The organism is Neisseria sp. 27098_8_112, assembly GCF_041433235.1.
Lineage (GTDB): Bacteria > Pseudomonadota > Gammaproteobacteria > Burkholderiales > Neisseriaceae > Neisseria.
Genome location: NZ_JAPWBB010000001.1, coordinates 84,102 through 107,542, shown reverse-complemented (window position 1 = coordinate 107,542; position 23,441 = coordinate 84,102). Strand labels below are relative to the sequence as shown.

The 23,441-nt window shown below is 48.5% G+C and carries 26 protein-coding genes; 8 read left to right on the top strand and 18 right to left on the bottom strand.

The annotated features are described in order from the left end of the window. Positions 1–29: 29 nt before the first annotated feature. Positions 30–1,160, bottom strand: a complete 1,131-nt coding sequence (locus O3682_RS00505) for a M14 family metallopeptidase (protein ID WP_371507988.1) — start codon at positions 1,158–1,160, stop codon at positions 30–32. A gap of 174 nt (positions 1,161–1,334) precedes the next feature. Between O3682_RS00505 and argB the strand changes: the two genes are divergently transcribed. The 6 genes from argB (at position 1,335) to O3682_RS00475 (ending at position 5,482) form a co-directional block, all read left to right on the top strand. Beyond that, entirely contained in the window at positions 1,335–2,222 is an 888-nt protein-coding gene (gene argB, locus O3682_RS00500) for an acetylglutamate kinase (RefSeq protein ID WP_049328699.1), read from the top strand. Positions 2,223–2,284: 62 nt separating this feature from the next. Further along, positions 2,285–2,443: a hypothetical protein gene (locus O3682_RS00495; RefSeq protein WP_159068726.1), complete on the top strand. Its 159-nt coding sequence runs from the start codon at positions 2,285–2,287 to the stop codon at positions 2,441–2,443. Positions 2,444–2,483: 40 nt separating this feature from the next. After that, positions 2,484–3,770 (top strand): phosphopyruvate hydratase, encoded by a 1,287-nt coding sequence (gene eno / locus O3682_RS00490; RefSeq protein WP_371507987.1) that lies wholly within the window; start codon positions 2,484–2,486, stop codon positions 3,768–3,770. Positions 3,771–3,793: 23 nt separating this feature from the next. Further along, positions 3,794–4,069 carry a cell division protein FtsB gene (ftsB, locus tag O3682_RS00485; RefSeq protein WP_003679613.1) on the top strand — a complete coding sequence of 92 codons (276 nt, stop codon included), beginning with the start codon at positions 3,794–3,796 and terminating at the stop codon, positions 4,067–4,069. Positions 4,070–4,170: 101 nt separating this feature from the next. Next, positions 4,171–4,662 (top strand): DUF1841 family protein, encoded by a 492-nt coding sequence (locus tag O3682_RS00480; protein WP_371507986.1) that lies wholly within the window; start codon positions 4,171–4,173, stop codon positions 4,660–4,662. Between the two features lie 112 nt (positions 4,663–4,774). After that, positions 4,775–5,482, top strand: a complete 708-nt coding sequence (locus O3682_RS00475) for an SIMPL domain-containing protein (RefSeq protein WP_371507985.1) — start codon at positions 4,775–4,777, stop codon at positions 5,480–5,482. 88 nt (positions 5,483–5,570) lie between these two features. Here the strand turns inward: O3682_RS00475 and greB are convergent, their stop codons facing one another. The 12 genes from greB to O3682_RS00415 all read right to left on the bottom strand — a co-directional run bounded on the left by greB (position 5,571) and on the right by O3682_RS00415 (position 14,774). Next, a complete protein-coding gene (gene greB / locus O3682_RS00470) occupies positions 5,571–6,062 on the bottom strand; it encodes a transcription elongation factor GreB (protein WP_003685038.1) in 492 nt (163 codons plus the stop codon). Between the two features lie 74 nt (positions 6,063–6,136). Then, entirely contained in the window at positions 6,137–7,684 is a 1,548-nt protein-coding gene (gene purF, locus O3682_RS00465) for an amidophosphoribosyltransferase (RefSeq protein ID WP_371507984.1), read from the bottom strand. A 152-nt stretch (positions 7,685–7,836) separates the two neighbouring features. Beyond that, positions 7,837–8,340, bottom strand: coding sequence for a CvpA family protein (locus O3682_RS00460; RefSeq protein WP_371507983.1), 504 nt, complete (start codon positions 8,338–8,340; stop codon positions 7,837–7,839). Beyond that, complete coding sequence (gene ftsN / locus O3682_RS00455; RefSeq protein ID WP_371507982.1) at positions 8,333–9,478, bottom strand: cell division protein FtsN; 1,146 nt, start codon at positions 9,476–9,478, stop codon at positions 8,333–8,335. The genes O3682_RS00460 and ftsN overlap by 8 nt, the downstream gene beginning before the upstream one ends. 13 nt (positions 9,479–9,491) lie before the next feature. Beyond that, positions 9,492–10,775 (bottom strand): bifunctional tetrahydrofolate synthase/dihydrofolate synthase, encoded by a 1,284-nt coding sequence (gene folC / locus O3682_RS00450; protein WP_371507981.1) that lies wholly within the window; start codon positions 10,773–10,775, stop codon positions 9,492–9,494. 38 nt (positions 10,776–10,813) lie between these two features. Beyond that, positions 10,814–11,266: a protein YgfX gene (locus O3682_RS00445; RefSeq protein WP_371507980.1), complete on the bottom strand. Its 453-nt coding sequence runs from the start codon at positions 11,264–11,266 to the stop codon at positions 10,814–10,816. 4 nt (positions 11,267–11,270) lie between these two features. Continuing rightward, positions 11,271–11,630, bottom strand: a complete 360-nt coding sequence (locus tag O3682_RS00440; RefSeq protein ID WP_003747228.1) for a hypothetical protein — start codon at positions 11,628–11,630, stop codon at positions 11,271–11,273. Positions 11,631–11,693: 63 nt separating this feature from the next. Next, complete coding sequence (locus O3682_RS00435) at positions 11,694–12,422, bottom strand: amino acid ABC transporter ATP-binding protein (RefSeq protein ID WP_371507979.1); 729 nt, start codon at positions 12,420–12,422, stop codon at positions 11,694–11,696. After that, entirely contained in the window at positions 12,422–12,745 is a 324-nt protein-coding gene (locus tag O3682_RS00430; protein WP_285069859.1) for a hypothetical protein, read from the bottom strand. The genes O3682_RS00435 and O3682_RS00430 overlap by 1 nt, the downstream gene beginning before the upstream one ends. A gap of 7 nt (positions 12,746–12,752) precedes the next feature. Continuing rightward, positions 12,753–13,532 carry a 16S rRNA (adenine(1518)-N(6)/adenine(1519)-N(6))-dimethyltransferase RsmA gene (gene rsmA / locus O3682_RS00425; protein ID WP_049329405.1) on the bottom strand — a complete coding sequence of 260 codons (780 nt, stop codon included), beginning with the start codon at positions 13,530–13,532 and terminating at the stop codon, positions 12,753–12,755. Between the two features lie 88 nt (positions 13,533–13,620). Next, positions 13,621–14,220 (bottom strand): Maf family protein, encoded by a 600-nt coding sequence (locus O3682_RS00420; RefSeq protein ID WP_285069858.1) that lies wholly within the window; start codon positions 14,218–14,220, stop codon positions 13,621–13,623. Positions 14,221–14,234: 14 nt separating this feature from the next. Further along, complete coding sequence (locus O3682_RS00415; RefSeq protein WP_285069857.1) at positions 14,235–14,774, bottom strand: gamma carbonic anhydrase family protein; 540 nt, start codon at positions 14,772–14,774, stop codon at positions 14,235–14,237. A gap of 238 nt (positions 14,775–15,012) precedes the next feature. Between O3682_RS00415 and O3682_RS00410 the strand changes: the two genes are divergently transcribed. Continuing rightward, positions 15,013–15,891: a DMT family transporter gene (locus O3682_RS00410; protein ID WP_285069856.1), complete on the top strand. Its 879-nt coding sequence runs from the start codon at positions 15,013–15,015 to the stop codon at positions 15,889–15,891. Between the two features lie 54 nt (positions 15,892–15,945). Here the strand turns inward: O3682_RS00410 and lepB are convergent, their stop codons facing one another. The 3 genes from lepB to O3682_RS00395 all read right to left on the bottom strand — a co-directional run bounded on the left by lepB (position 15,946) and on the right by O3682_RS00395 (position 19,592). Next, positions 15,946–16,965, bottom strand: coding sequence for a signal peptidase I (gene lepB / locus O3682_RS00405; RefSeq protein WP_070646797.1), 1,020 nt, complete (start codon positions 16,963–16,965; stop codon positions 15,946–15,948). Beyond that, complete coding sequence (lepA, locus tag O3682_RS00400) at positions 16,965–18,758, bottom strand: translation elongation factor 4 (RefSeq protein WP_070504767.1); 1,794 nt, start codon at positions 18,756–18,758, stop codon at positions 16,965–16,967. Before lepA ends, lepB begins: the two co-directional genes overlap by 1 nt. Before the next feature lie 132 nt (positions 18,759–18,890). Beyond that, positions 18,891–19,592 carry a 5'-methylthioadenosine/adenosylhomocysteine nucleosidase gene (locus O3682_RS00395; RefSeq protein ID WP_254324718.1) on the bottom strand — a complete coding sequence of 234 codons (702 nt, stop codon included), beginning with the start codon at positions 19,590–19,592 and terminating at the stop codon, positions 18,891–18,893. 204 nt (positions 19,593–19,796) lie between these two features. Between O3682_RS00395 and O3682_RS00390 the strand changes: the two genes are divergently transcribed. Beyond that, positions 19,797–20,927, top strand: a complete 1,131-nt coding sequence (locus O3682_RS00390) for a PilT/PilU family type 4a pilus ATPase (RefSeq protein WP_254324717.1) — start codon at positions 19,797–19,799, stop codon at positions 20,925–20,927. Between the two features lie 73 nt (positions 20,928–21,000). On the opposite strand, the gene O3682_RS00385 is transcribed toward O3682_RS00390, so the two are convergent. Together O3682_RS00385 and O3682_RS00380 are read right to left on the bottom strand one after the other, a co-directional pair. Beyond that, positions 21,001–22,407, bottom strand: coding sequence for a dihydrolipoyl dehydrogenase (locus O3682_RS00385; RefSeq protein ID WP_254324716.1), 1,407 nt, complete (start codon positions 22,405–22,407; stop codon positions 21,001–21,003). A gap of 253 nt (positions 22,408–22,660) precedes the next feature. Beyond that, entirely contained in the window at positions 22,661–23,398 is a 738-nt protein-coding gene (locus O3682_RS00380; RefSeq protein ID WP_003685261.1) for a redoxin family protein, read from the bottom strand. Positions 23,399–23,441 lie beyond the last annotated feature (43 nt).

Below are 23,441 nucleotides of genomic sequence, written 5' to 3'. Positions count from 1 at the left end.
CAGACGGCCTGTATGCGGTGTCGGATGGTTTAACGCAAATCGCCAACCACATTCAAAATAGCAGACAGCATTGCCTCGCCCAAGCGCAGCGAGCGTTGGCCGTTCCAGCCGAAATCATCGTCCGGCAGATTGGCATTGTCTTTAAACGGCATTTCCAAAGTATAGGCAAGGCAGTTGAAATGATTGCCGACCCAGTTGGTCGCCAAAGTCATGTTTGACTGACCCGGCGCATCTTTGTCATAGCCGTAATCGTCTTGGAAATCGGGGCTGGCATTGAGCAACGCAAGTTTGAATTGATCTTCTAAGGCTTCGATGCGCTCGTTGTAGTTCGGCACGCCTTCGATACCGGCCACAAAGACAAACGGCAGACCTTCATCGCCGTGAATATCCAAGAACAAATCCACGCCGGTTTCCATCATTTTTTCGCGGACGGTAAAAACTTCGGGGCTTCGCTCCAAAGTCGGGTTTTCCCATTCGCGGTTGAGGTTGGCGCCGGCGGCATTGGTGCGCAGGTTGCCCAATACCGAGCCGTCCGGATTCATATTCGGCACAATGTAGAAAGTCGCACGGTCAAGCAGCATGCGCGCAGTCGGATCTTGCGGATCGAGCAGACGGCCCAGCAAACCTTCGACAAACCATTCCGCCATGGTTTCGCCCGGATGCTGACGGGCGATAATCCAGACTTTCATGTCGCTTTCGACTTGGTTGCCGATGGTCAGAAGATTGATGTCGCGGCCTTGAACGGTGCTGCCCAAGTCATCGATACGGCACAAACCGCTGCCCTGCGCATCACCCAAAAGGTTCAAATGCTGCTCGTTGGAATAAGGCTCGAAATAGGCATAGTAAACGCTGTTGGACAAAGGCGTATGGTTGATGGTCAACACGCCGTTTTCATAGCTGGTCGGCACGCGGAACCAATTTTGGCGGTCGTAAGAAGCGCAAGCCTGATAGTCCTCCCAGCCCAAAGGATACGCAGCGTCCGCCGCATTTTCAAAATGCATCACGCAGTTTTGATAGGCCGCACCCTGCAAACGGAAGTAAAACCATTGGGCAAACTCCGAAGCATTGTCGGGACGCAGGGCGAGACGGATATCGGCAGGGTTGCTCAAGTCTTTGACAACGACCGAACCGGCATCGAATTGGGTGCTGATTTTCATCATGGGTATCCTTAGTAATCGGCAAAGAGGCCGAAGCAAACCGTCATTTTACCGTTTGCATGAGGCTGGTTTCAACCATTTAACTGATTTAACAGGATTTCAAGCGCTTGGAAATATTGTTTCAGACGGCCTTTGGGATTAAGATAAAGGCCGAAATCATGAAACAAGGTTGAAACCATGACCCAGCAACAATCTGTCTCCCCTGCCATCAAGGCGCGCGTCCTTGCCGAATCTTTACCTTATATCCGCCGTTTTTCCGGCTCCATCATCGTCATCAAATACGGCGGCAACGCCATGACCGAACCTGCCTTAAAAGAGGGTTTCGCACGCGATGTCGTCCTGCTCAAACTAATCGGTCTGCATCCCGTCATCGTTCACGGCGGCGGTCCACAAATCAATGAAATGTTGGAAAAAGTCGGCAAAAAAGGAGAATTTGTTCAAGGCATGCGCGTGACCGACAGCGAAACCATGGACATCGTAGAAATGGTTTTAGGCGGACACGTCAATAAAGAAATCGTTTCCATGATTACTACCTTCGGCGGTCGCGCCGTCGGCATTACCGGCCGGGACAACCACTTCATCAAAGCGGAAAAACTCCTGATTGACACGCCCGAACAAAAAGGTGTGGACATCGGCCAAGTCGGCACCGTGGCCGACATCGATACCCGTTTGGTGGAAGGCTTGGTCGAACGCGGCTGCATTCCTGTCATCGCACCCATCGGCGTAGGTCAAAACGGCGAAGCGTTCAACATTAATGCCGACTTGGTTGCCGGCAAACTGGCGGAAAAACTTCAAGCCGAAAAACTGCTGATGATGACTAATATCCCCGGCGTACTGGATAAAGAAGGCAAATTATTGACCACCCTGACACCAAGCCGCATCGACGAACTGATTGAAGATGGCACGCTATACGGCGGTATGCTGCCTAAAATTGCCTCCGCCGTCGAAGCCGCCAAAAGCGGCGTCAAAGCCACGCACATCATAGACGGCCGCGTTCCCAACGCCCTGCTCTTGGAAGTGCTGACTGATGACGGCGTAGGCTCAATGATTTTGGGTGAAGGCTAATCCGTTTTTCAGACGGCCTTATGCCTGATTTAATCAGCTTTTCACCCTAAAAAGGGTAAAAAATGTTACACTATACGGCTTATGTTTGTTTGAGCGATATTGACGTGAAACAAACTTACAGTCGGTTTCATACCGACGCCGATGCCATGCCCGGCAAAGACGGTATAATGGCTGCATTCATCAGACTTTGGCAATCATCCTTAAGGCCGTCTGAAACGTAACAAAGCTACTTTTCTTTTACCATCCTATTTGGAGATATTCATGAGCGCAATCGTTGATATTTTTGCACGCGAAATCTTAGACTCTCGCGGCAATCCTACCGTAGAGTGTGACGTATTGTTGGAATCCGGCGTCATGGGACGCGCAGCCGTACCAAGCGGCGCATCAACCGGCCAAAAAGAAGCTTTGGAACTGCGTGACTGCGACAAATCCCGTTACTTGGGCAAAGGCGTATTGAAAGCCGTTGACCACGTCAACAACCAAATCGCGCAAGCCCTCATCGGTATCGATGCCAACGAACAATCTTATATCGACCAAATCATGATCGAATTGGACGGTACTGAAAACAAAGGCAACTTGGGTGCCAACGCCACTTTGGCCGTTTCTATGGCCGTAGCACGCGCGGCCGCTGAAGATTCAGGCCTACCGCTGTACCGTTACTTGGGTGGCGCAGGCCCAATGGCCCTGCCGGTTCCAATGATGAACGTTATCAACGGCGGCGAACATGCCAACAACAGCCTGAACATCCAAGAATTCATGATTATGCCTGTCGGCGCAAAATCTTTCCGCGAAGCTCTGCGTTGCGGTGCCGAAATTTTCCACGCGCTGAAAAAACTGTGCGATAGCAAAGGCTTCCCAACTACCGTTGGCGACGAAGGCGGTTTCGCACCCAACCTGAACAGCCACAAAGAAGCCCTGCAACTGATCGTAGAAGCTACGGAAGCCGCCGGCTACAAAGCAGGCGAAGACGTATTGTTCGCCCTGGACTGCGCATCCAGCGAGTTCTATAAAGACGGTCAATATCATCTGGAAGCCGAAGGCCGCTCTTACACCAGCGCAGAATTTGCCGAATACTTGGAAGGCCTGGTTAACGAATTCCCAATCATTTCCATCGAAGACGGCATGGACGAAAACGACTGGGAAGGCTGGAAACTGCTGACCGAAAAATTGGGCAAAAAAGTTCAATTGGTCGGCGACGACTTGTTCGTAACCAATCCAAAAATCTTGGCCGAAGGCATCGAAAAAGGCGTGGCAAACGCATTGCTGGTCAAAGTCAACCAAATCGGTACATTGAGCGAAACCCTGCAAGCTGTTGACTTGGCCAAACGCAACCGCTACGCAAGCGTAATGAGCCACCGTTCCGGTGAAACCGAAGACAGCACTATTGCCGACTTGGCAGTTGCCACCAACTGTATGCAAATCAAAACCGGCTCCCTGTCCCGTTCTGACCGCATGGCGAAATATAACCAATTGTTGCGCATCGAAGAAGAATTGGCCGAAGCCGCTTACTACCCTGGCAAAGCCGCATTCTACCAATTGGGCAAATAAGCAGAATATAGGATATTGATTGTATGAAGTGGGTGACTTTTGTTTTAACCTTCGCACTTTTGTGCTGTCAGTACAGCCTTTGGTTTGGCAAAGGCAGCGTCGGGCATACGGAAGAATTGCAGGAGCAGCTCGTCCGTCAGGAGGAAAAAAACCAAACGCTCACTTTGCGCAACAATTTCCTCAATGCGGAAGTTGAAGATTTGGCACACGGACAAGAGGCTATCGCCGAAATTGCCCGCGTCGAATTGGGCTATGTCCAAGACGGCGAAGTGTATTACCGAATCATCGACCGCCGTTAAACCTTGCAAAACAAAGGCCGTCTGAAAACATATTTTTCAGACGGCCTTTTTTATCGCAATCGCTATATAATCACATATCCCAAAATCAAATCACACCCATCATGTATGACGTAAACACCCACGATGTCCGCCGATTCTTTGCCCACGTCTGGCAACACAGGCTCGCACCGCTCCAATTGGACGGCCTGCAACAAAAAGCATTGCGCATTATCGAAGCCCATCCCGAATACGGACACTATCTCGAAGACATCGAGCAATATTTAGATAAAGAATGGCTGCCCGAAGACGGCGAAAGCAACCCATTCCTGCATATGTCGCTACACCTTTCCCTGCAAGAACAAAGCGCCATCGACCAGCCACCGGGCATCCGTGCCATCCACCAACAACTTTGCGCCCATTACAACGGCGACTGGGTCAAAGCCGAACACGACATGATGGAAGCCTTGGCAGAAACCATCTGGGAAGCACAACGCTACGGACGTGGCCTTGACGTCAATGCCTACATGACCCGATTACGGAAATTGGTCGGCTTAGGCCAAGAAGAAAAAGCCCGCCTCAATCCCCATGAAGTCAGCCTGATGGATACAAAGTAACTTCTTTTCAGACGGCCTCAACCCATACAAATCCTTACGCTTGCCAAAGCCAACGTTTCCATATTTCATGCTAAATTATTTTTTTAAAATCCGCATTACAAGGAAAACCAAAATGCTCCGCCCAGCCATTACCGCCCTACTGCTAGCTGCCTCCCTGCCCGTAGCAGCAGAAAGCCTCAACTACAACATCGTTGAATTTTCCGAATCCGCCAACATGGAAGTGCCGCGGGATACCATGACTGCGCATTTCAGCGTCAATGCAGAAGGTAAAGACCGTCAAGCCGTCAACCAAGCCTTCATGAAGAAATTCAACCAGTTCAACAAAATCTCCCAAAACAGCAAATTTAAAACCGAGCTAATGGAGCGCAACGCTTCCCCACGCTATCAATACACCAACGGCAAACGCACCCAAACCGGCTGGGAAGAACACGCCTACTTCAAAGTAGAAAGCAAAGACTTTGAAGCACTCAACCGCCTAATTGCCGACAGCATCAATATCGCCGTTTTGGAGAGCACCTCATTTTCCGTATCCAAAGAAAAACGCGAAGAAACCGTTGATCAACTGAGCAAGGCCGTCATCCTGCGCTTCAAAGACCGCGCCCAAAACCTCGCCCAAACACTCGGTTTCTCCAGTTACAAAATCGTTAAACTCAACCTGGGCCATATCGGCAACCGCCAAGTCGGCGGCGACTTTGCACACGCCAAAATGCTGCGTGCAATCCCTGCTGCAGAAGTAGCTGCAGGAATAGAAGATGGCGTACCAACCTCCCCAGGTTCGGAAGAAATCAGCCTGACCGTCAGCGGCTCGGTGCAAATGTAGGATTTTCTTTTGAATCATTTGAAAGGCCGTCTGAAAGTATATTTTTCAGACGGCCTTTTGTAGCTTCACTTGCTTTATTCACGCATAATCAGTCAATCTTAATATATTCCACCGACAAAATCTCTATAACCTCACGACCTTCCGGTGTATCCAAGACAACTTCATCGCCTTCGCGTGCTTTTATCAGGCTGCGCGCCAAAGGGGAAATCCATGAGATTTTGTTTTTAGCGGTATCAATTTCATCTACGCCGACGATTTTGACGGTTTGTTCACGACCGTCTCCGCGCAATAAGCCAACGGTGGCGCTGAAAAAAATCTGGTCCGTGGCTTCGCGTGCTTCAGGATCGACGACGACGGCGGCTTCCAAACGTTTGGTTAGGAAGCGGATACGGCGGTCGATTTCGCGCATACGGCGTTTGCCGTAAAGATAGTCGCCATTTTCGCTGCGGTCGCCATTGCTTGCCGCCCAGTTAACGATTTGGACGATTTCCGGGCGTTCTTTGTTGACCAGATGATAAAGTTCGTCTTTCAGTGCCTGCCAACCGGTAGGTGTGATGTAATTTTTGGTTTCGGTACTCATGATGTGTCTAAAACATAATTAAAGGCCGTCTGAACATTAATTTTCAGACGGCCTTTATTGTAAGTCAATTTACTTTATTCTTCATCATCATCGCTATCGCTGATACTGATGCTGTGTTCCATTTTGCTTGGATGAACTTTCAAGCCGCCACAACCTGATTTTTCGGTAGAGAGACGGTTTAGATACACTTCATCGATATCGCCGGTTTGATAGACACCATTAAAGCATGAAGAATCAAAGGATTCGATTTTTGGATTGAGTGCTTTGACTACTGCTTCCAAGTCTTCTAAGTTTTGGAAGACGATGCCATCCGCGCCAATCTCGGCTGCGATTTCTGCCACGCTGCGGCCGTTTGCAATCAGTTCTTCACGGGTCGGCATATCGATACCGTACACATTCGGATAGCGCACTTCGGGAGCTGCAGAAGCAATATAGACTTTGCGTGCACCTGCCGCGCGTACCATTTCGACGATTTCACGGCTGGTCGTACCGCGTACAATGGAATCATCCACCAATAAAACGCTTTTGCCGTTAAACTCGGTTTCCATCGGGCTGAGTTTTTGGCGCACTGATTTTTTGCGTGTTGCTTGGCCGGGCATAATAAAGGTACGGCCGATATAGCGGTTTTTAATCAGACCTTCACGGTAAGGTTTTTCAAGATGAACGGCAAGCTCCATCGCGCTGGGTCGGCTGGTATCGGGAATCGGCATCACGACATCGATATCATCGACAGGTAGCTCGCGTTTGATTTTTTCTGCCAAAGATACGCCCATATCCATACGGGACTGATAAACGGAAACGCCATCGATGACGGAGTCTGGGCGGGCAAAATAAACATATTCAAAAAGACAAGGGCTTAATTTGGCTTTATCGCTGCATTGACGGGAAATAATCGTGCCGTCAAAACCAATAAATACGGCTTCGCCCGGCTGGATATCGCGTTCCAAATCATAGGCAAGTGCATTAAAGGCAACGGATTCGGAGGCAACGGCATAAGATTTTTTGCCGGATTCGTCAATTTGCGAACCCAAAACCAACGGACGGATACCGAAAGGATCCCGGAAAGCCAGCATGCCATATCCGGCAATCATGGCTACGACACCGTATGCGCCACGCACCAAACGGTGTACTTCGGAAACGGCGTTGAAAATATTGTCGATGGTAAGTTGATAAGGGGCTGTATTTTTAGAGACTTCGCGGCGTAATTCGTGCGCGAATACATTGAGTAATACTTCGGAATCGGAGCTGGTATTAACGTGGCGCAGGTGTTTGTTGCATACGTTTTCATACAGCTCTTCAGTATTGGTCAGATTACCGTTGTGCGCCAAAACAATGCCAAATGGTGAGCTGACATAAAACGGCTGAGCCTCTGCGCTACTGCCCGCATTGCCTGCAGTCGGATAGCGGACATGCGCGATGCCGGCATTACCGACCAAGTCGCGCATATTGCGGGTGCGGAACACTTCGCGCACCATGCCTTTGCCCTTGTGCATATGAAATATATTGCCTTCGGCAGTAACAATACCTGCTGCGTCCTGACCACGGTGTTGCAACATCTGCAAACCATCATACAACATCTGATTGACCGGCTCATGACTAACCAAACCTAATACACCACACATATCGTGCTTCTCCGAGTTTGAAGATTAAATGGGTAAGCCGTCATTATAAAATAATTTAGATGAGTTTGCTCGAATTGTTGACAATATAATGCTACCTTCAGACAAATAAAAACGGTTTCAGACGACCTTCAGGCCGTCTGAAACCATTAATATTAATCATCCGCTTCCTCATGCATATCTTCTTTTCCCGGCAGATACGGCATTGCGGCATCGGCAAGTGATTCAAAATACGGAATCGTATGGGAACTTTGCCACTCTTCCGTCTTCGGCAAATCGGTATGCGAAAAAACCATCACAGCCAGTGTTACCAAAATCACACCTTTCACTGCACCGAATACGCCGCCAAGCAAACGGTTGATGCTTCCCAAACCAATGGCAGACATTAAACTGCTCAACAGCGATCGTGCCAGTTTCTGCAACAGCCATGCCAGAAAAAACACGGCGACAAAACCCATGGCAACCGCTAAGGAATGCGGCTCAACCGATTTAAAGACCACATCGGCAAACGGCATAGCGAGCGTTCTGGCTGCAATGAACGATACCACCCACGCCACCATCGCCCCTGCTTCTGCAATAATACCCCGTGTCAACGAGATAATGATGCAAATGACGATGACGGCGGCCGCCAATAAATCGGCAACAGGCAGATTACTCACTGGTCACCTGACCGGCAATGCCATGTACACGCAATTTGTTCAAATCGCGTTCTGCATCGCGTGCATTTTTATAACTGGCTGATTTCACGCGATACACCTTACCTTTATCGGTCATCACTTCAGTAATGGTCGAATCGATACCTGCGGCTTTCATTTTACGTTGCAGGCTTTGTGCGCGTTCTTTTTCAGCATAACCAGCCTGAATAGCGGCCTTTTTAGCAGGTTTGGCTTCTGCTTTTTCTTTTTCAGCTTTAGGTTTAGCTTTTTCAGAAGGCTTCTCGGCAGTTTTTACCTTATCGGCTTTTTCTGCTTTGGCCGTTTCCGGTTTAGCTTTTTCATTTTTTGGTTTTTCAACTTTGGCTTCTGCTTTCTTGGCAGGTTCGGCCTTGTCTTTTACGCTGTCTTTGCTGTTTTTGGCAGATTTACGCTCGGCAATGGCTTTCTCTGCTTTTTCCAATTGTGCCAATTTATTGCGTTCGGCAGCGGCTTCACGCTCTGCTTTTTCAGCACGCGCTTGAAGTGCGCGTTTTTTAGCAGCCAATGCGTTTTCTTTTTCATCCGCTTCCTGTTGGGCTTGTGCCTTGCGTGCCGCAGCACGTTGTTCTGCCTGGCGTTGGCGGCGTTCTTCGGCTCGGCGTTCGGCAGCTTCGCGTTTGGCGGCCTCAGCTCGTTGAATACGCTCAGACTCTTCCAAACCTTTAATATTGCCGTCATCCAAAGTATCATTAATCAAAACCAACGGCTCGCCGACATCTTCGGGAGCAGATTCACGGTTTGGCTTCAATACTTCAACCGGCGCATTGTCTTCTTCATCGCCGGCATTTTGAGGTTTGCTTTGCGCTTCGGCATCCGCATGGCGGGCAGCTTCTTCAGCCATCGCAACATCCTCTTTATTCGGCTCTAGGACAACAGCCTTACTGGGCTCATCCGCCGTTTTGACTTGAGTCTGACCGACAGGTGCTTCCTTAAACGGTGAATTTTTATCGTCGCCCGATGTCAGCGCCAGGCCAAACAGCATACCTGAAGCCACCACCAAGCCGGAGGCCAAAACCAAGCGGCGGCGGTTGCGACGTTTGAGTTGTTCGTAACCGTCTAAATCGTATCCGTTTGGAGTTTCTTTTTGTTTATTGTCGGACATGATAATTTCCTCGTTAGTGTTCTTTCAAAACAGCCATTACATCGGCAACAGTATGGAATGAGCCGAAAACAACGATTCTATCATTTTCGGTTGCTTTCGCCAAAGCAGCGCGGTAGGCTGCGGCGACAGTTTCAAAAACATTTACATTGTCGATGCCGTGTTCAACCAATTTGGCCTGCAAAGCCTCCACCGTCATGCCGCGCGGTACATCTAAAGGCGCAATGTTCCACTCGTCAAACTGGTCTTTAACGATTTCCAGCACACCGTCAATATCTTTGTCGGACAACATACTGAATACGGCGGTCCGTTTTTGGGCAAAGGCAAGGTTAATCAGACTGCGGCGCAAAGCACGGGCTGCGTGCGGATTGTGGCCGACATCCAAGACCACCAGCGGACGGCCGGGCAAAACTTGGAAACGTCCAGGATTCTCAACCAACAGCAAACCGCGTTTAATCGCGCCGATATCAACCGGCAATTGTTCGTTCAAACATTCCAACACCGTCAATGCACACGCGGCATTGGACAACTGATAGGCACCGCGCAAAGCAGGAAACGGCAAGGAATTGCGGTTACGGCTTTGGCCGTCTGAAGATTGAGGATGGAAGCGGTAGTTCCACTGTACGCTTTCCATTGACGCAAAATCAAAATCTCGTTGAACCATCAACAGTTTTGCGCCGATTTCTTCTGCGTGTTTGAGCAATGATTCAGGCGCAGGATTCTGTCCGCATACGGCAGGTTTGCCGCTACGGAACACTCCGGCTTTTTCAAAACCGACCTGCTCGACAGTATCGCCCAAAAATGCCTGATGATCCAAATCCACGCTGGTAACGACCGAGCAGTCGCCGTCAAATACATTCACAGCATCCAACCGTCCGCCCAAACCGACTTCTAAAATCATTACGTCCACATTTTCATGCATGAAAATATCAACGGCCGCCAAAGCATTAAACTCAAAATACGTCAGAGAAATTTCGCCGCGCGCCGCTTCGATACGCTCAAATGAGGAAACAATCAATTCATCTGAAACCGGCTGAGTGTTAATGGCGATTCGTTCGTTGTAACGCAGAAGATGAGGACTGGTCAGCGTACCGACTTTAAAACCGGCTTCTTTATAAATATGCGACAAATAGGCACATACGGAACCTTTGCCATTCGTACCCGCCACCACGACGACAGGACATTGCGGCACCAAATTCATGCGTTTTTTCACTTCTCCCACGCGTTCCAAACCCATATCGATAAGGCCGGAACTATGGGCAGTCTCCAAATGAGACAGCCAGTCTTGTAATGTTTTCATTGTATTTATCGCTTCAAAAGGCCGTCTGAAACAGCCGTTTAATCCATATCTGCCGCAAGTTCTACTTTGTCTTCTTTTTCACGACACCAACGCGCCCACACTTTCAGACGGCGATAGGCATCGCGGTCGGCCATATCAGGCAAGATGCAGTGCTTGACTATTTTCCCGTCAACATTCCATTGCAAAAACAAAGCATAAACCGTCAACATACTGCTGTCTTGCAAAACCGCGCTTCTTCCCTCTTCCTCGTCATTCAAGTAAACCGTCGCACGGTATTGGCGGTCGATGATGATTTTTCCGACCGCATTTCGAGTCTGAAAATTAACGCTGCGCCAAGCATAGGCAAAACTGCCGGCCAATGCCGCCAAACCCAGCCACATCATCCAGCCGTAAAACTCAGCAAGACATAAGGCAACCGCCGAAAGGTGTAAGAAGACAATCAGAATTTTCAAAGAACGCGAGGGCTTTAAGGCCGTCTGAAAACTGCGCACGGCTTTACATCATATTGTCGAAAACAGGCGTAATGTTCAATTCCGCCTCTTCCATATCCAAAACCATATCGTGGATTTCGGTATCGAAAAATTCCCAAAAAGCCTTCAAGCTCATGTCTTGCGGCCATTTGCTTTTATCGATGTCCCAACCTGCCAATTCGGCTTCAAAAATCTGCTGGTAGCGTTCGTCAAAATAGGAAATGACGGATTCGGGTTCGTCAAATTGCGGCACAAGGAATACGGAACAGTTAGTGCGCAGTTGCTCGACGGTCAGGTCGGGCATATTTTCATCGGCGGATTTCAGCCATTCCAAAAAACGGGCGGTCGGCTTCAGCACAACAGCGGTACGGTCAACAAAATACATTATTTTCAACTTTCAAAATCATTCAAACTGACAATGCCGTCTGAAATTTCAGACGGCCCGAGTTTAATGTGTCATCACCTGTTGCAGGAACTGTTTGGCACGCTCGTGTTTCGGATTGGTAAAAAATTCTTCCGGCGTTTCATCTTCCAGAATCTGGCCTTTATCGACAAAAATCACACGGTCGGCGACTTCGCGCGCAAAACCCATCTCATGGGTTACACACATCATGGTCATGCCGCTTTCCGCCAAGTCTTTCATCACTTTCAATACTTCGCCGACCATTTCAGGATCAAGTGCGGAAGTCGGCTCGTCAAACAACATCACGCGCGGCTCCATCGCCAAACCGCGTGCAATCGCTACACGCTGCTGCTGACCGCCGGAAAGCTGGCCGGGCAGCACGTCTTTTTTATGCGCCAAACCGACGCGTTCCAAAAGCTCCATCGCTTTCTTTTCCGCCTCTTCACGGCTTTGGTTTTTCACTTTCATCGGAGAAAGAATAATATTTTCCAAGACAGTCAAATGCGGATACAGATTGAACCCTTGGAACACAAAGCCCACTTCTTCGCGCACTTTGTTCAAATCGGTTTTCGGATCGGCAACATTGATGCCGTCCACCCAAATCTCGCCGCTTTCAATGAGCTCGAGTTGGTTTACCGTACGAATCAGCGTCGATTTGCCACTGCCTGAAGGACCGCATACAACGACCACTTCGCCTTGTTTGACTTCCAGATTCACGCCGTTGATAACGTGCAAATCTTTAAAATGTTTGTGTACATTTTTGAATTTAATCATTATTTCTTTCCAAACTGCCAAAATTTTCGGGGCTTGAGTTGCGATTGCCGCTGCCAAAGCAAAGGAATAGCCGTTTCCAGCCAAAAGCGGCAACTGACTATGCCGCCGGAGATTCCGCCTTGATTATACTGATTGACTTTAAATTGCTCTTCCCTATCGAGACGATACCCGGTCAATACCCAAACTGCGCCGATAATTGCCGCTTCAAAACGGTGCCGCTCAGGCGGCATATCTTTACCGGAAAAATACTGCGCCAACTCGAGCCACAAATATGAATCACCCAGAACCCCCCATTGAATAGGAGGTTGCTTAAAAATTGCCATTACTGTTTCAGACGGCCTTTTGAACCAGATAATTGCTCAATTCCACATATTTCTCAGCGGCAATGTGTTCTGCCCTGTCCTGCGGATTAATGCCGACTGCCTGCAAATCATCATCGCCGGCAAGCTCCTTCAAATTATTGCGTATGGTTTTACGGCGTTGATGGAAAGCCAGTTTCACCAGTTTGGCAAAATGTTCAAAATCTTCCGCTTTACCGATGCGGTGTTTCACCGGAATCATGCGCACGACGGCTGAATCCACTTTCGGCGCTGGATCAAAGGATTCAGGCGGTACTTCAATCAACATTTCCATATCGAAGAAATATTGCAGCATTACGCCCAGACGGCCATAGTCGTTGGTTTTCGGCTGCGCCACCATGCGTTCGACCACTTCTTTTTGCAGCATAAAGTGCATATCGATCACATCGTCTGCCACTTCGCTCAATCGGAACAAAAGCGGCGTGGAAATATTGTACGGCAGGTTGCCGACAATTTTTTTCTTGCCTTCAATGCTGTTGAAATCAAACTGCAATACATCGCCTTCATGTATCACCAATTTATCTGCAAACGGCAAGGTCTTCAGACGGCGTACGATGTCGCGGTCGATTTCGCAGACATGCAGGCAGTTGAGTTTCTTCGCCAAAGGCTCGGTAATGGCTGCCAAGCCCGGGCCGATTTCAATCACGATATCATCGGGCTGCGGTCTTACCGCGTTGACAATATCGCTAATAATCCGCGTATCCTGCAAAAAATTCTGCCCGAAGCGTTTCCGGGCCTTATGTTCTTTCATATCTTTCTTCAAGCAAGCTGTTTAAGGCAGTATTGTAACTGAAACAGGCGTTTTTGTCGGCACGCTTTCAGACGGCATTTGCCTAATTTTAAGCAAACGGCGGCGCTTCCAAACCCAAAGATTTCAGTAGTTGCGCGGTCTCATAAACCGGCAAACCCATCACGCCCGTAAAGCTACCCTGCAAATGCTCGACAAATACGCCGCCCAAGCCCTGAATCCCATACGCACCGGCTTTATCCATCGGCTCGCCGCTGGCAACATAGGCTGCAATTTCCTCAGCCGTCAACGTTTTAAAGCGCACTTCACTCGTCTGCACCACATCATGGCGCACGCCTTGCCAGTAAACGCATACAGCCGTCAGCACTTGATGCGTCCGTCCGGACAAGCGTTCCAGCATATCGAGCGCATCCGCATCGGATTCCGGTTTACCTAAAATAGCCTCACCATCCGCCACCGTCGTATCCGCCGTCAATACGGCAAACTCAGGCTCTTGATCATGAGCAGCAAACCATTGCGCCACCGCTGCCTGATTTTTCTCGCATGCCATACGGCGCACATACTCTACTGCGGCTTCGCCTTCTTTAGGGGTTTCATCAATATCCGCAGGAAGGCGGCGTACCGTGAAACCCAAATTCTCCAAAATCTCACGACGGCGCGGACTGCCCGAAGCCAGATAAATTGCGTTCATTGTATTGGTTGTCCTTATTTTGAAATTTTATGCTGGCCGGACAGACGGACATAATGCGCAGAGGAATACGTCAAAAATGCCTTTTCCTCATCAGTTAGCGGACGCACTTGTTTCACAGGCGAGCCAACGTATAAAAAACCACTTTCCAAACGCTTGCGAGGAGGCACCAAACTGCCCGCGCCTATCATCACATCATCTTCAACAACCGTATCATCCAAAATAATCGAGCCCATGCCCACCAACACGCGATTCCCAATTCGGCAGCCATGCAGCATGACCTTATGCCCAATCGTCACATCATCGCCGATAATCAAAGGCGAACCGTCAGGCTTCGCCGCATTCTTATGCGACACATGCAAAACGCTGCCGTCCTGCACATTGCTGCGTTTGCCGATAGAAATGCTGTTCACATCGCCACGCAATACGGCATAAGGCCAAACGGATACATCTTCCGCCAGCGACACTTCACCAATCACAACCGAAGTCTCATCTATAAAGCAAGACTCATCAACCGACGGCACATAATCCAAAAACGCACGAATAGGGTTTGCCATTTCCAATTATCCTTTTCTCAAAACCAAAACTGATCAGGCCGTCTGAAAACACGGCGTAAAACGATTTTATACTACAACAATACGAAATCAAGCCAGAAAATCATCAAAAGGCCGTCTGAAACAGTTTTCAGACGGCCTTTCATCATAAACCCTTTATCTTGGCTTACGGCTCTTTATCATTAGCGCTCCAGCTATATTTTATGGAATAATCGTCTTCATTTGATTGATGGAGAAGCCGATGGAGACAGGTTCGGGAAATTATGCAGTGCCCCTATTGGTCGTCGGCTGCGTCGTCTTCGGCTTGGGCAGCTTGATCGTCAAATTTGTCGATGTCGGCTCTTACGCCATCGCATTCTGGCGCTTGCTGATTGCCGCCCCTATATTCTTCCTGCTCGGGCGTTTTTTCAGACAAAAAATGCCCACAAAAAGAAAAACAGTCGGCTACGCAATCTTATCCGGCGTTTTCCTCGCATTCGACCTCGCCCTTTGGCACGAAAGCATTCACGCCGTGGGTCCCGGCATTTCCACCTTGCTCAACAGCCTGCAGATTTTCTTTTTAGCCGCCATCGGCTTCTTCTTTTATTCAGAACGTTTAAGCACCCTGCAAATTTTAAGTTTGATATTGGCCACCATAGGCGTCGCCTTGATCGGCAGCCCAGAGTTCGATCATAACGACAATGCCGCATGGGGATTTGTCAGCGGCGTAGTATCCGGTGCCATGCTGGCCCTGTCTATGGTCTTTGTACGCAAAACCCATGAGCAGGAAAAAGTCGGTTTGTTTCCGCTGATGATGATTTTAAGCTTCGGCGGCGCAATAGCGCTGGTCATCCCATCTCTACTATTCGATGCTACCCATCTTTACCCCAAAACTTTAAACGATGTGATTCTAGTCTCCATCTACGGCATCGTTATGCAATGCTTCGCTTGGGCATTGATTGCTTACGCCATCCCGCTTTTATCCCTATCGCTGACCGGCCTACTACTGCTCTCCGAACCAGTTGCTGCCATGTTGATCGATTATTTCTGGCTGGATAAACCGATTAATATCGTCCAATGGAGTGGCGCCACTTTAACTTTATTAGCGATTTATTTAGGTTCGTTAAAAAACAAAAAATAAATACAAAAAAGGCCGTCTGAAAAATTTCAGACGGCCTTTTAATCTGTTTATTGCTTATTGGATGCTGGTACCGATACGGCTGAGTTCGCCAAAGTTCATCCAAACAAAGAAGGCTTTACCGACAATCAACTTGTCATCGACAAATCCCCAATAACGGGAGTCGGCACTATTGTCGCGGTTGTCGCCCATCGCGAAATAACGGCCTTCGGGAACTTTACAGATAAAACCATTGCCGTCTTCTGCGTATTCGCAATTTTCCAAACCGCTTGTTTCAAGCGAGTAATTGCTTTCAGGCATCACTTCGGAGGTATATTTGTTCAATACGGCAATAGATACGGAAGGCTGACCGGCCTCCTTGACCACATCAAAGTTTTTGCCATTCAAGGCCGTCTGAAAACGCTCAAGCGTATGAATCATAGACGGATCGGTATCATCTGCGTATTGATAATTGCCGTTTGGTTTTTCAGAAATAATTTCACCGTTAACAGTCAAAACCTTATCACGGTATTCCACAACGTCGCCCGGAATACCGACGATACGTTTGATGTAATTCATCTCAGGCTGAAGTGGGTAATTGAACACCACAACATCGCCTCGTGCAATGTTGCCGACAGGGATAATGACCTTATTCAAAATCGGCAGGCGGATACCGTAAGAGAATTTGTTCACCAAGATAAAATCGCCTTTGACCAAGCCCGGACGCATGGAACTGGACGGAATTTGGAACGGCTCGGCAATAAAGCTGCGCAACACAAAGATAACCAAGATGATGGGAAAAAAGCCGCCCATGTAGTCGGTAAAATGCGCATTGTCTTCGCCGGTCTCACTTTTTTTCAGACGGCCTTTATGGATTGCCCAAACAATACCAGTAAACACGACAAACACCAGCAATACGGCGGTAAAGCTCATAAATTCGGACAAAATGCCGAATACGCCGACCATGCACAAGAGATAACTCCATTGCAGGCCGGAGCTCCATTCGCCGTTTTCCTGACGCTCTTTGCTGCTTTTGAAGTTGAGGACCAAGCCGGCCAGCAGTACAACGATTGCGCCTAAAGTCAGATTTATACTCATTATTTATCACTCACTTGCAGAATAGCCAAGAACGCGCTTTGCGGGATTTCCACATTGCCCACTTGTTTCATGCGGCGCTTACCTGCTTTTTGTTTTTCAAGAAGTTTTTTCTTACGCGTAATATCGCCGCCGTAACATTTCGCCAAAACGTTTTTACGCAGGGCTTTGACGTTTTCGCGGGCGATAATCTGGCTGCCGATGGCGGCTTGGACGGCGATGTCGAACATCTGGCGCGGAATCAGTTCGCGCATTTTTGATGCCAGCTCGCGACCTCGGTGAACGGCGCTTTGACGGTGGACAATCAGGCTCAGGGCATCGACTTTTTCGCCGTTGACCATAATGTCGAGCTTAATCAAATCAGACGGTTGGAACTCTTTGAAATGGTAGTCCAACGAAGCATAGCCGCGCGAAGTCGATTTAAGCTTATCGAAGAAATCCATTACGACTTCGTTCATCGGCAAATCATAAGTCAGCATGACTTGACGGCCCATGTACTGCATATTGACCTGCACGCCGCGCTTTTGGTTACACAAAGTCATGACGTTGCCGACGTACTCCTGAGGTACAAGAATAGTCGCAGTGATAATCGGCTCAAGAATGGTTTCGATGGTACTGATTTCAGGCAGTTTGGACGGGTTTTCAACTTCGATTTTCTCGCCGTTCTTCAACACGACTTCGTAAACCACCGTCGGCGCAGTGGTAATCAAGTCCATGTCGAACTCGCGCTCCAAGCGTTCCTGCACGATTTCCAAGTGCAACAGACCCAAGAAGCCGCAACGGAAGCCGAAGCCCAATGCTTGGGAAACCTCAGGCTCAAATTTCAACGAAGCATCGTTCAGCTGCAATTTTTCCAAAGCGTCACGCAAGGCTTCGTAGTCGTGACTTTCCACGGGATAAAGGCCGGCAAATACTTGGCTTTGTACTTCTTGGAAGCCGGGCAGCGGCTCAGAAGCGGGGTTGGCAACCAACGTAACCGTATCGCCGACTTTCGCCTGTCCCAATTCTTTCACGCCGGTAATCAAAAAGCCTACTTCGCCGGCTTTCAGTTCTTGTTTTTGAACTGATTTTGGTGTGAATACGCCCAGCTGCTCGACCTGCGTTTCCGCCTTAGTACTCATAAAGCGCACTTTGTCTTTCAGCTTGATGGTGCCGTTTTTCACACGAATCAGCATAACCACGCCGACGTAGTTGTCAAACCATGAATCGACAATAACTGCTTGCAACGGCGCATTTTCATCGCCGGTCGGCGCAGGGATTTTGGCAACGATTTCTTCCAAAACATCTTCCACACCAATGCCGCTTTTAGCAGAACATTGCACCGCACCAACGGCATCAATGCCGATGATGTCTTCAATTTCCTGCTCCACGCGCTCGGGTTCTGCGGCAGGCAAGTCAATTTTGTTCAAAACAGGCACAACTTCCACACCCAAATCAATCGCGGTATAGCAGTTCGCCACGGTTTGCGCTTCCACGCCTTGCGATGCGTCAACGACCAAAAGCGCGCCTTCGCAGGCAGACAGCGAACGGGAGACTTCGTAAGAAAAGTCGACGTGTCCCGGAGTATCAATCAGGTTGAGCTGATACACCTGCCCGTCGCGTGCTTTATAGTTGAGCGCGGCGGTTTGCGCTTTAATGGTAATGCCGCGCTCTTTTTCGATGTCCATGGAATCGAGCACCTGCGTACTCATTTCGCGCAAATCCAAACCGCCGCAGTATTGGATAAAACGGTCGGCAAGCGTCGATTTGCCGTGGTCGATGTGGGCAATAATGGAGAAATTCCGTATGTTTTTCATATTGTTATTAAGATAAATGCAATTAAAGGCTGAAAGGCCGTCTGAAAAAACAGGGATTCGGTTTTCAGACGGCCTTAGAATAAGGTTGAATCGTTCCGTATTCTAACGGAAATTCAACGCTTTTGCATGGTTTTATAGCGATTTGACAATCTCGGTAACCATCTTCGCCGAGCTGACGGCAGCCGTTTTCAAAAACTCTTCAAAGCTGATGTCCGCTTTCTCATCTGCCGAATCGGATACGGCGCGAATAATCACAAACGGCACTTCCAACTGATGACAAGTTTGCGCAATCGCCGCAGCTTCCATTTCCACTGCTTTTACGTCAGGAAAATGACTGCGAATTTCCGCGACACCTTCGCTGCTGTGTACAAAACGGTCGCCACTGACAATCAAGCCTTGCGTTACAGCCGCACCTTCAAATACTTGCGCCGCCTTTTCTGCTTGACGAATCAGGTTTTCATCCGATGCGAACACAGCAGGAAGTTGCGGTACCTGCCCCCAAACATAACCAAAAGCCGTTACGTCAACATCATGATGCGCCACAGTTTCGCCGATGACCACATCACCGACCTTCAGTTCCTTACCCAAACCACCTGCACTGCCGGTATTGATGACGCAATCCGGTGCAAACTGATGAATGACCCAAGAAGTCGAAACCGCCGCATTGACCTTACCGATACCGCTCAAAACCAATACCGTGCGTTTTCCAGCCAATTCGCCTTCATATGCCGAGAATTTACCGAAGGACACATGTTTGACATTGGACATGCTTTCACGCAAAAGCTCAATTTCCTGTTCCATAGCGCCGACCACGGCAATTGTTTGTGCTGACATCTCGTTACCTTTCCATTCACTAATCGAGCAACATTATAACAGCAGAATTTAAAATCACAGGGATACTGAAAAATCTGCTATATTCCTAGCACGACACTCAATTTAAAACAGATAGCCACTTTAGTGGGCAAAACAGCAAATAATGATTGCTTCTGTTATAATTATTCTCAATAAAATAACTTAATATTAACTATCTGAATTCTTATGTTTGACGAAAATACTCCGGGCGCAAAAGAAGAATTGTTTGCTTGGCTACGCCATATGAACAAATACAAAGGCTCCGACCTTTTCATTACCACCAACTTCCCGCCGGCCATGAAAGTGGACGGCAAAATCATGCGGCTGACCGATGAGCCGCTGAGTGCTGAAAAATGTATGGAAATCGCTTTTTCGATTATGTCTTCCAAACAAATCGAAGAATTTTCTACCACCAACGAATGCAATTTCGCCATCAGCCTGCCCGACACCAGCCGCTTCCGTGTCAATGCCATGGTTCAACGCGGCGCAACTGCTTTGGTGTTCCGCTCCATTACCGGCAATATCCCTAAATTTGAAACGCTCAATCTGCCCCCTATTCTGAAAGACATCGCCCTCAGGAAACGCGGTCTGGTTATTTTTGTCGGCGGTACAGGTTCGGGCAAGTCCACCTCCCTCGCCTCCCTTATCGACTATCGAAACGAAAACAGCTTCGACCATATTATTACCATCGAAGATCCGATTGAGTTTATCCACCAACACAAAAACTGCATCATCACCCAACGTGAAATCGGCGTAGATACCGAAAATTGGCCGATTGCGCTGAAAAACACCCTGCGCCAAGCACCGGATGTCATTCTGATTGGCGAAATCCGTGACCGTGAAACCATGGACTACGCTATTTCCTTCGCGGAAACCGGCCATTTGTGTATGGCGACACTGCATGCCAACAGCACCAACCAAGCGCTCGACCGCATCATCAACTTCTTCCCCGAAGAGCGCCGTACCCAGTTGCTAACCGACTTATCGCTCAACCTGCAAGCCTTTATTTCCCAACGCCTGATTCCCCGTGAAAGCGGCCGGGGTCGTGTGGCGGCGGTCGAAGTTTTACTCAATTCGCCGATTATTGCTGACTTGATTCAAAAAGGCGAAGTCCACAACATCAAAGAAATGATGAAAAAATCAACCGGCATGGGCATGATCACTTTTGACCAAGCCTTGTATGATTTGTATGAAAACGGCGATATCAGCTATCAAGACGCTATTAAAAATGCCGACTCCGCCCATGACTTGCGCTTAGACATTCAATTACGAAGCCGTCGTGCGCAAAATGCCGGCCCGGATTTAGAATTGATTTAACAGATTTAAAGCATAAAAAAGGCCGTCTGAAACCTCACTACGAGTTTCAGACGGCCTTTATTCCATCAAATAATCAAGCCTGTTTCAGTTTTGCATCAGCATCACGCAATGCAGTACGCAGACCTTCCTCGATAACCGGATGGTAGAACGGCATATCTAGCATTTGCGGAATCGTCATCTTCATTTGATGTGCCCAAGCCATCAAGTGTGCCAAATGTTCGGCAGCAGGGCCGACAACTTCCGCACCAATGAAACGGCCGGTCGCTTTCTCAGCATACAGACGCATATGGCCTTTGTTGACCAACATAACGCGGCTGCGGCCTTGGTTTCGGAAGGAAACTTCTCCAATTACAAACTCATCAGGTTGATATTTCGCCGCAACTTGCGCGTATTTCAAACCGATAGTGGCAATTTGCGGACTGGTAAATACCACACCGATTACGCTACGGCGCAAACCGCCCTCAATATTCGGGAAAATAGCGGCATTGTGACCGGCAATTTTGCCTTGGTCGGAAGCTTCGTGCAGCAGAGGCAATTGATTGGACGCATCGCCTGCGATAAAGATGTGCGGAATGCTGGTTTGCATGGTCAGCGGATCGGCAACAGGCACGCCGCGCGTGTCTTTTTCGATATTGATGTTTTCCAAACCGATATTGTCAACGTTCGGACGACGGCCTACGGCTGCCAGCATATATTCGGCAACGAACACACCTTTTTCGCCATCTTGTTCCCAATGAACTTCAACATTGCCTTCCGCATCCAATTTGACTTCGGTTTTAGCATCCAAATGCAAAGCCAACTCTTCGCCAAAAACAGCTTTGGCTTCTTCAGCAACAACAGGGTCAGAAATACCGCCGATGGCTCCGCCTACGCCGAAAATCTCAACTTTCACGCCCAAACGGTGCAAAGCCTGACCCAACTCTAAGCCGATTACGCCAGGACCAAACACGGCCACACTCTTAGGCAGGGTATCCCAAGAGAAAACATCATCGTTCACAATCAAGCGATCGCCTAAAACTTCCCACTGAGGGAAAATCACAGGGCGCGAACCGGTAGCAATCACAAAACTCTTTGCAGTGATTTGAGTGTGGTCATCGATTTGGACGGTGCGTTCGTCAACAAATTTTGCCGTACCCATAATACGCTTGTCGGCAGGCCACTCTTCTACATCGCTGACTACAAAACCAACAAAACGGTCGCGTTCGGACTTCACGCGGTGCATGACTTCTTCGCCGTTTACCGTTACGCTGTCTTTATCCAAATGCACGCCAAACGGATCGGTATGCAAAGCATGATGGCGCGCTTCTGCTGCGGCAATCAAGAGTTTAGAAGGCATACAGCCCACACGCGCGCAGGTCGTGCCGAACACATTGTTTTCAATCAGGTAAACATTGTCTGTATGAAGGCGGGCATTGCGAAATGCGCCCATACCGGCTGTACCGCCGCCCAGTACCACCACATCTGCTTGAATCTTTTTCATATTTTATCCTTACTGTCTATATCCAAACCGATATTGCCATCAGGTTATCCGTTTTCAGACGGCCTAAACTTTATAAACTATCAAAATTTAAAAATCAATAGCCAATGCCTAAATATCGATTTAAAACAATAATCTCAAATTCTACTTGTAAATATAGAGTTATTCAGAACGCCGATTTGCAAACGTCGTCTGAATAACTCTATATTTGGGTATTTCAGACGGCCTTTTCAAGCCGTCTTAAGCATACAGGCAATTAGTTTTTAGCCAAGTAAGCTTCCAAGTCTTCGCTGCCGCCGATGTATTTGCCGCCGATGAATACTTGAGGAGCAGTCATCTTGCCGGTAATAGCGCGTACGGAAGTAACAGTTGCATCTTTGCCCAATACAATTTCTTCGTAAGACAAGCCTTTGTCTTGCAGAGCTTTTTTAGCTTTAGCACAGAACTGGCAGCCAGGTTTGGTGAAGATGGCAACAGACTCTTGAGCTTTCCACTCGGGAGCAATAAATTTCAACATAGTGTCAGCGTCAGACACTTTGAAAGGATCGCCTGGTTCTTCAGGTTCGATAAACATTTTTTCAACCACGCCGTCGTTAACCAGCATGGAGTAACGCCAAGAGCGTTTGCCGAAGCCCAAGTCTTCTTTGCCAACCAACATGCCCATGCCTTCAGTGAATTCACCGTTGCCATCAGGGATCATGTAGATGTTGTCGGCTTCTTCTTCAGCAGCCCAAGCGTTCATTACGAAAGTGTCGTTTACAGATACGCAGTAGATTGCGTCAACACCGTTTTCTTTGAACGCGCCAAACAATTCGTTGTAGCGTGGCAGGTGAGAAGAAGAGCAAGTTGGAGTAAATGCGCCAGGCAGAGAGAACACGACTACTTTTTTGCCTTTGAACAAATCATCAGTAGAAACATCTTTCCAAGTGTCGCCAACGCGAGTGCGGAATACTACGGAAGGTACTTTTTGACCGGTACGATCTTGCAAAGCCATTTTTAAGCTCCTTAAAAATTCGGGTTTGAGAAATGAATCAATG

Bases quoted from the DNA above. Each gene is read 5' to 3' on its own strand.
- O3682_RS00430 (WP_285069859.1), bottom strand. From the start codon at position 12,745: ATGGCAATTTTTAAGCAACCTCCTATTCAATGGGGGGTTCTGGGTGAT.
- O3682_RS00415 (WP_285069857.1), bottom strand. From the start codon at position 14,774: ATGGCAAACCCTATTCGTGCGTTTTTGGATTATGTGCCGTCGGTTGAT.
- rsmA (WP_049329405.1), bottom strand. From the start codon at position 13,532: ATGAAAGAACATAAGGCCCGGAAACGCTTCGGGCAGAATTTTTTGCAG.
- greB (WP_003685038.1), bottom strand. From the start codon at position 6,062: ATGAGTACCGAAACCAAAAATTACATCACACCTACCGGTTGGCAGGCA.
- purF (WP_371507984.1), bottom strand. From the start codon at position 7,684: ATGTGTGGTGTATTAGGTTTGGTTAGTCATGAGCCGGTCAATCAGATG.
- O3682_RS00440 (WP_003747228.1), bottom strand. From the start codon at position 11,630: ATGTATTTTGTTGACCGTACCGCTGTTGTGCTGAAGCCGACCGCCCGT.
- O3682_RS00480 (WP_371507986.1), top strand. From the start codon at position 4,171: ATGTATGACGTAAACACCCACGATGTCCGCCGATTCTTTGCCCACGTC.
- eno (WP_371507987.1), top strand. From the start codon at position 2,484: ATGAGCGCAATCGTTGATATTTTTGCACGCGAAATCTTAGACTCTCGC.
- O3682_RS00395 (WP_254324718.1), bottom strand. From the start codon at position 19,592: ATGTCAGCACAAACAATTGCCGTGGTCGGCGCTATGGAACAGGAAATT.
- O3682_RS00380 (WP_003685261.1), bottom strand. From the start codon at position 23,398: ATGGCTTTGCAAGATCGTACCGGTCAAAAAGTACCTTCCGTAGTATTC.
- argB (WP_049328699.1), top strand. From the start codon at position 1,335: ATGACCCAGCAACAATCTGTCTCCCCTGCCATCAAGGCGCGCGTCCTT.
- ftsB (WP_003679613.1), top strand. From the start codon at position 3,794: ATGAAGTGGGTGACTTTTGTTTTAACCTTCGCACTTTTGTGCTGTCAG.
- O3682_RS00495 (WP_159068726.1), top strand. From the start codon at position 2,285: ATGTTACACTATACGGCTTATGTTTGTTTGAGCGATATTGACGTGAAA.
- lepA (WP_070504767.1), bottom strand. From the start codon at position 18,758: ATGAAAAACATACGGAATTTCTCCATTATTGCCCACATCGACCACGGC.
- O3682_RS00435 (WP_371507979.1), bottom strand. From the start codon at position 12,422: ATGATTAAATTCAAAAATGTACACAAACATTTTAAAGATTTGCACGTT.
- O3682_RS00390 (WP_254324717.1), top strand. From the start codon at position 19,797: ATGTTTGACGAAAATACTCCGGGCGCAAAAGAAGAATTGTTTGCTTGG.
- ftsN (WP_371507982.1), bottom strand. From the start codon at position 9,478: ATGTCCGACAATAAACAAAAAGAAACTCCAAACGGATACGATTTAGAC.
- O3682_RS00420 (WP_285069858.1), bottom strand. From the start codon at position 14,220: ATGAACGCAATTTATCTGGCTTCGGGCAGTCCGCGCCGTCGTGAGATT.
- O3682_RS00385 (WP_254324716.1), bottom strand. From the start codon at position 22,407: ATGAAAAAGATTCAAGCAGATGTGGTGGTACTGGGCGGCGGTACAGCC.
- O3682_RS00505 (WP_371507988.1), bottom strand. From the start codon at position 1,160: ATGATGAAAATCAGCACCCAATTCGATGCCGGTTCGGTCGTTGTCAAA.
- lepB (WP_070646797.1), bottom strand. From the start codon at position 16,965: ATGAGTATAAATCTGACTTTAGGCGCAATCGTTGTACTGCTGGCCGGC.
- O3682_RS00475 (WP_371507985.1), top strand. From the start codon at position 4,775: ATGCTCCGCCCAGCCATTACCGCCCTACTGCTAGCTGCCTCCCTGCCC.
- O3682_RS00410 (WP_285069856.1), top strand. From the start codon at position 15,013: ATGGAGACAGGTTCGGGAAATTATGCAGTGCCCCTATTGGTCGTCGGC.
- folC (WP_371507981.1), bottom strand. From the start codon at position 10,775: ATGAAAACATTACAAGACTGGCTGTCTCATTTGGAGACTGCCCATAGT.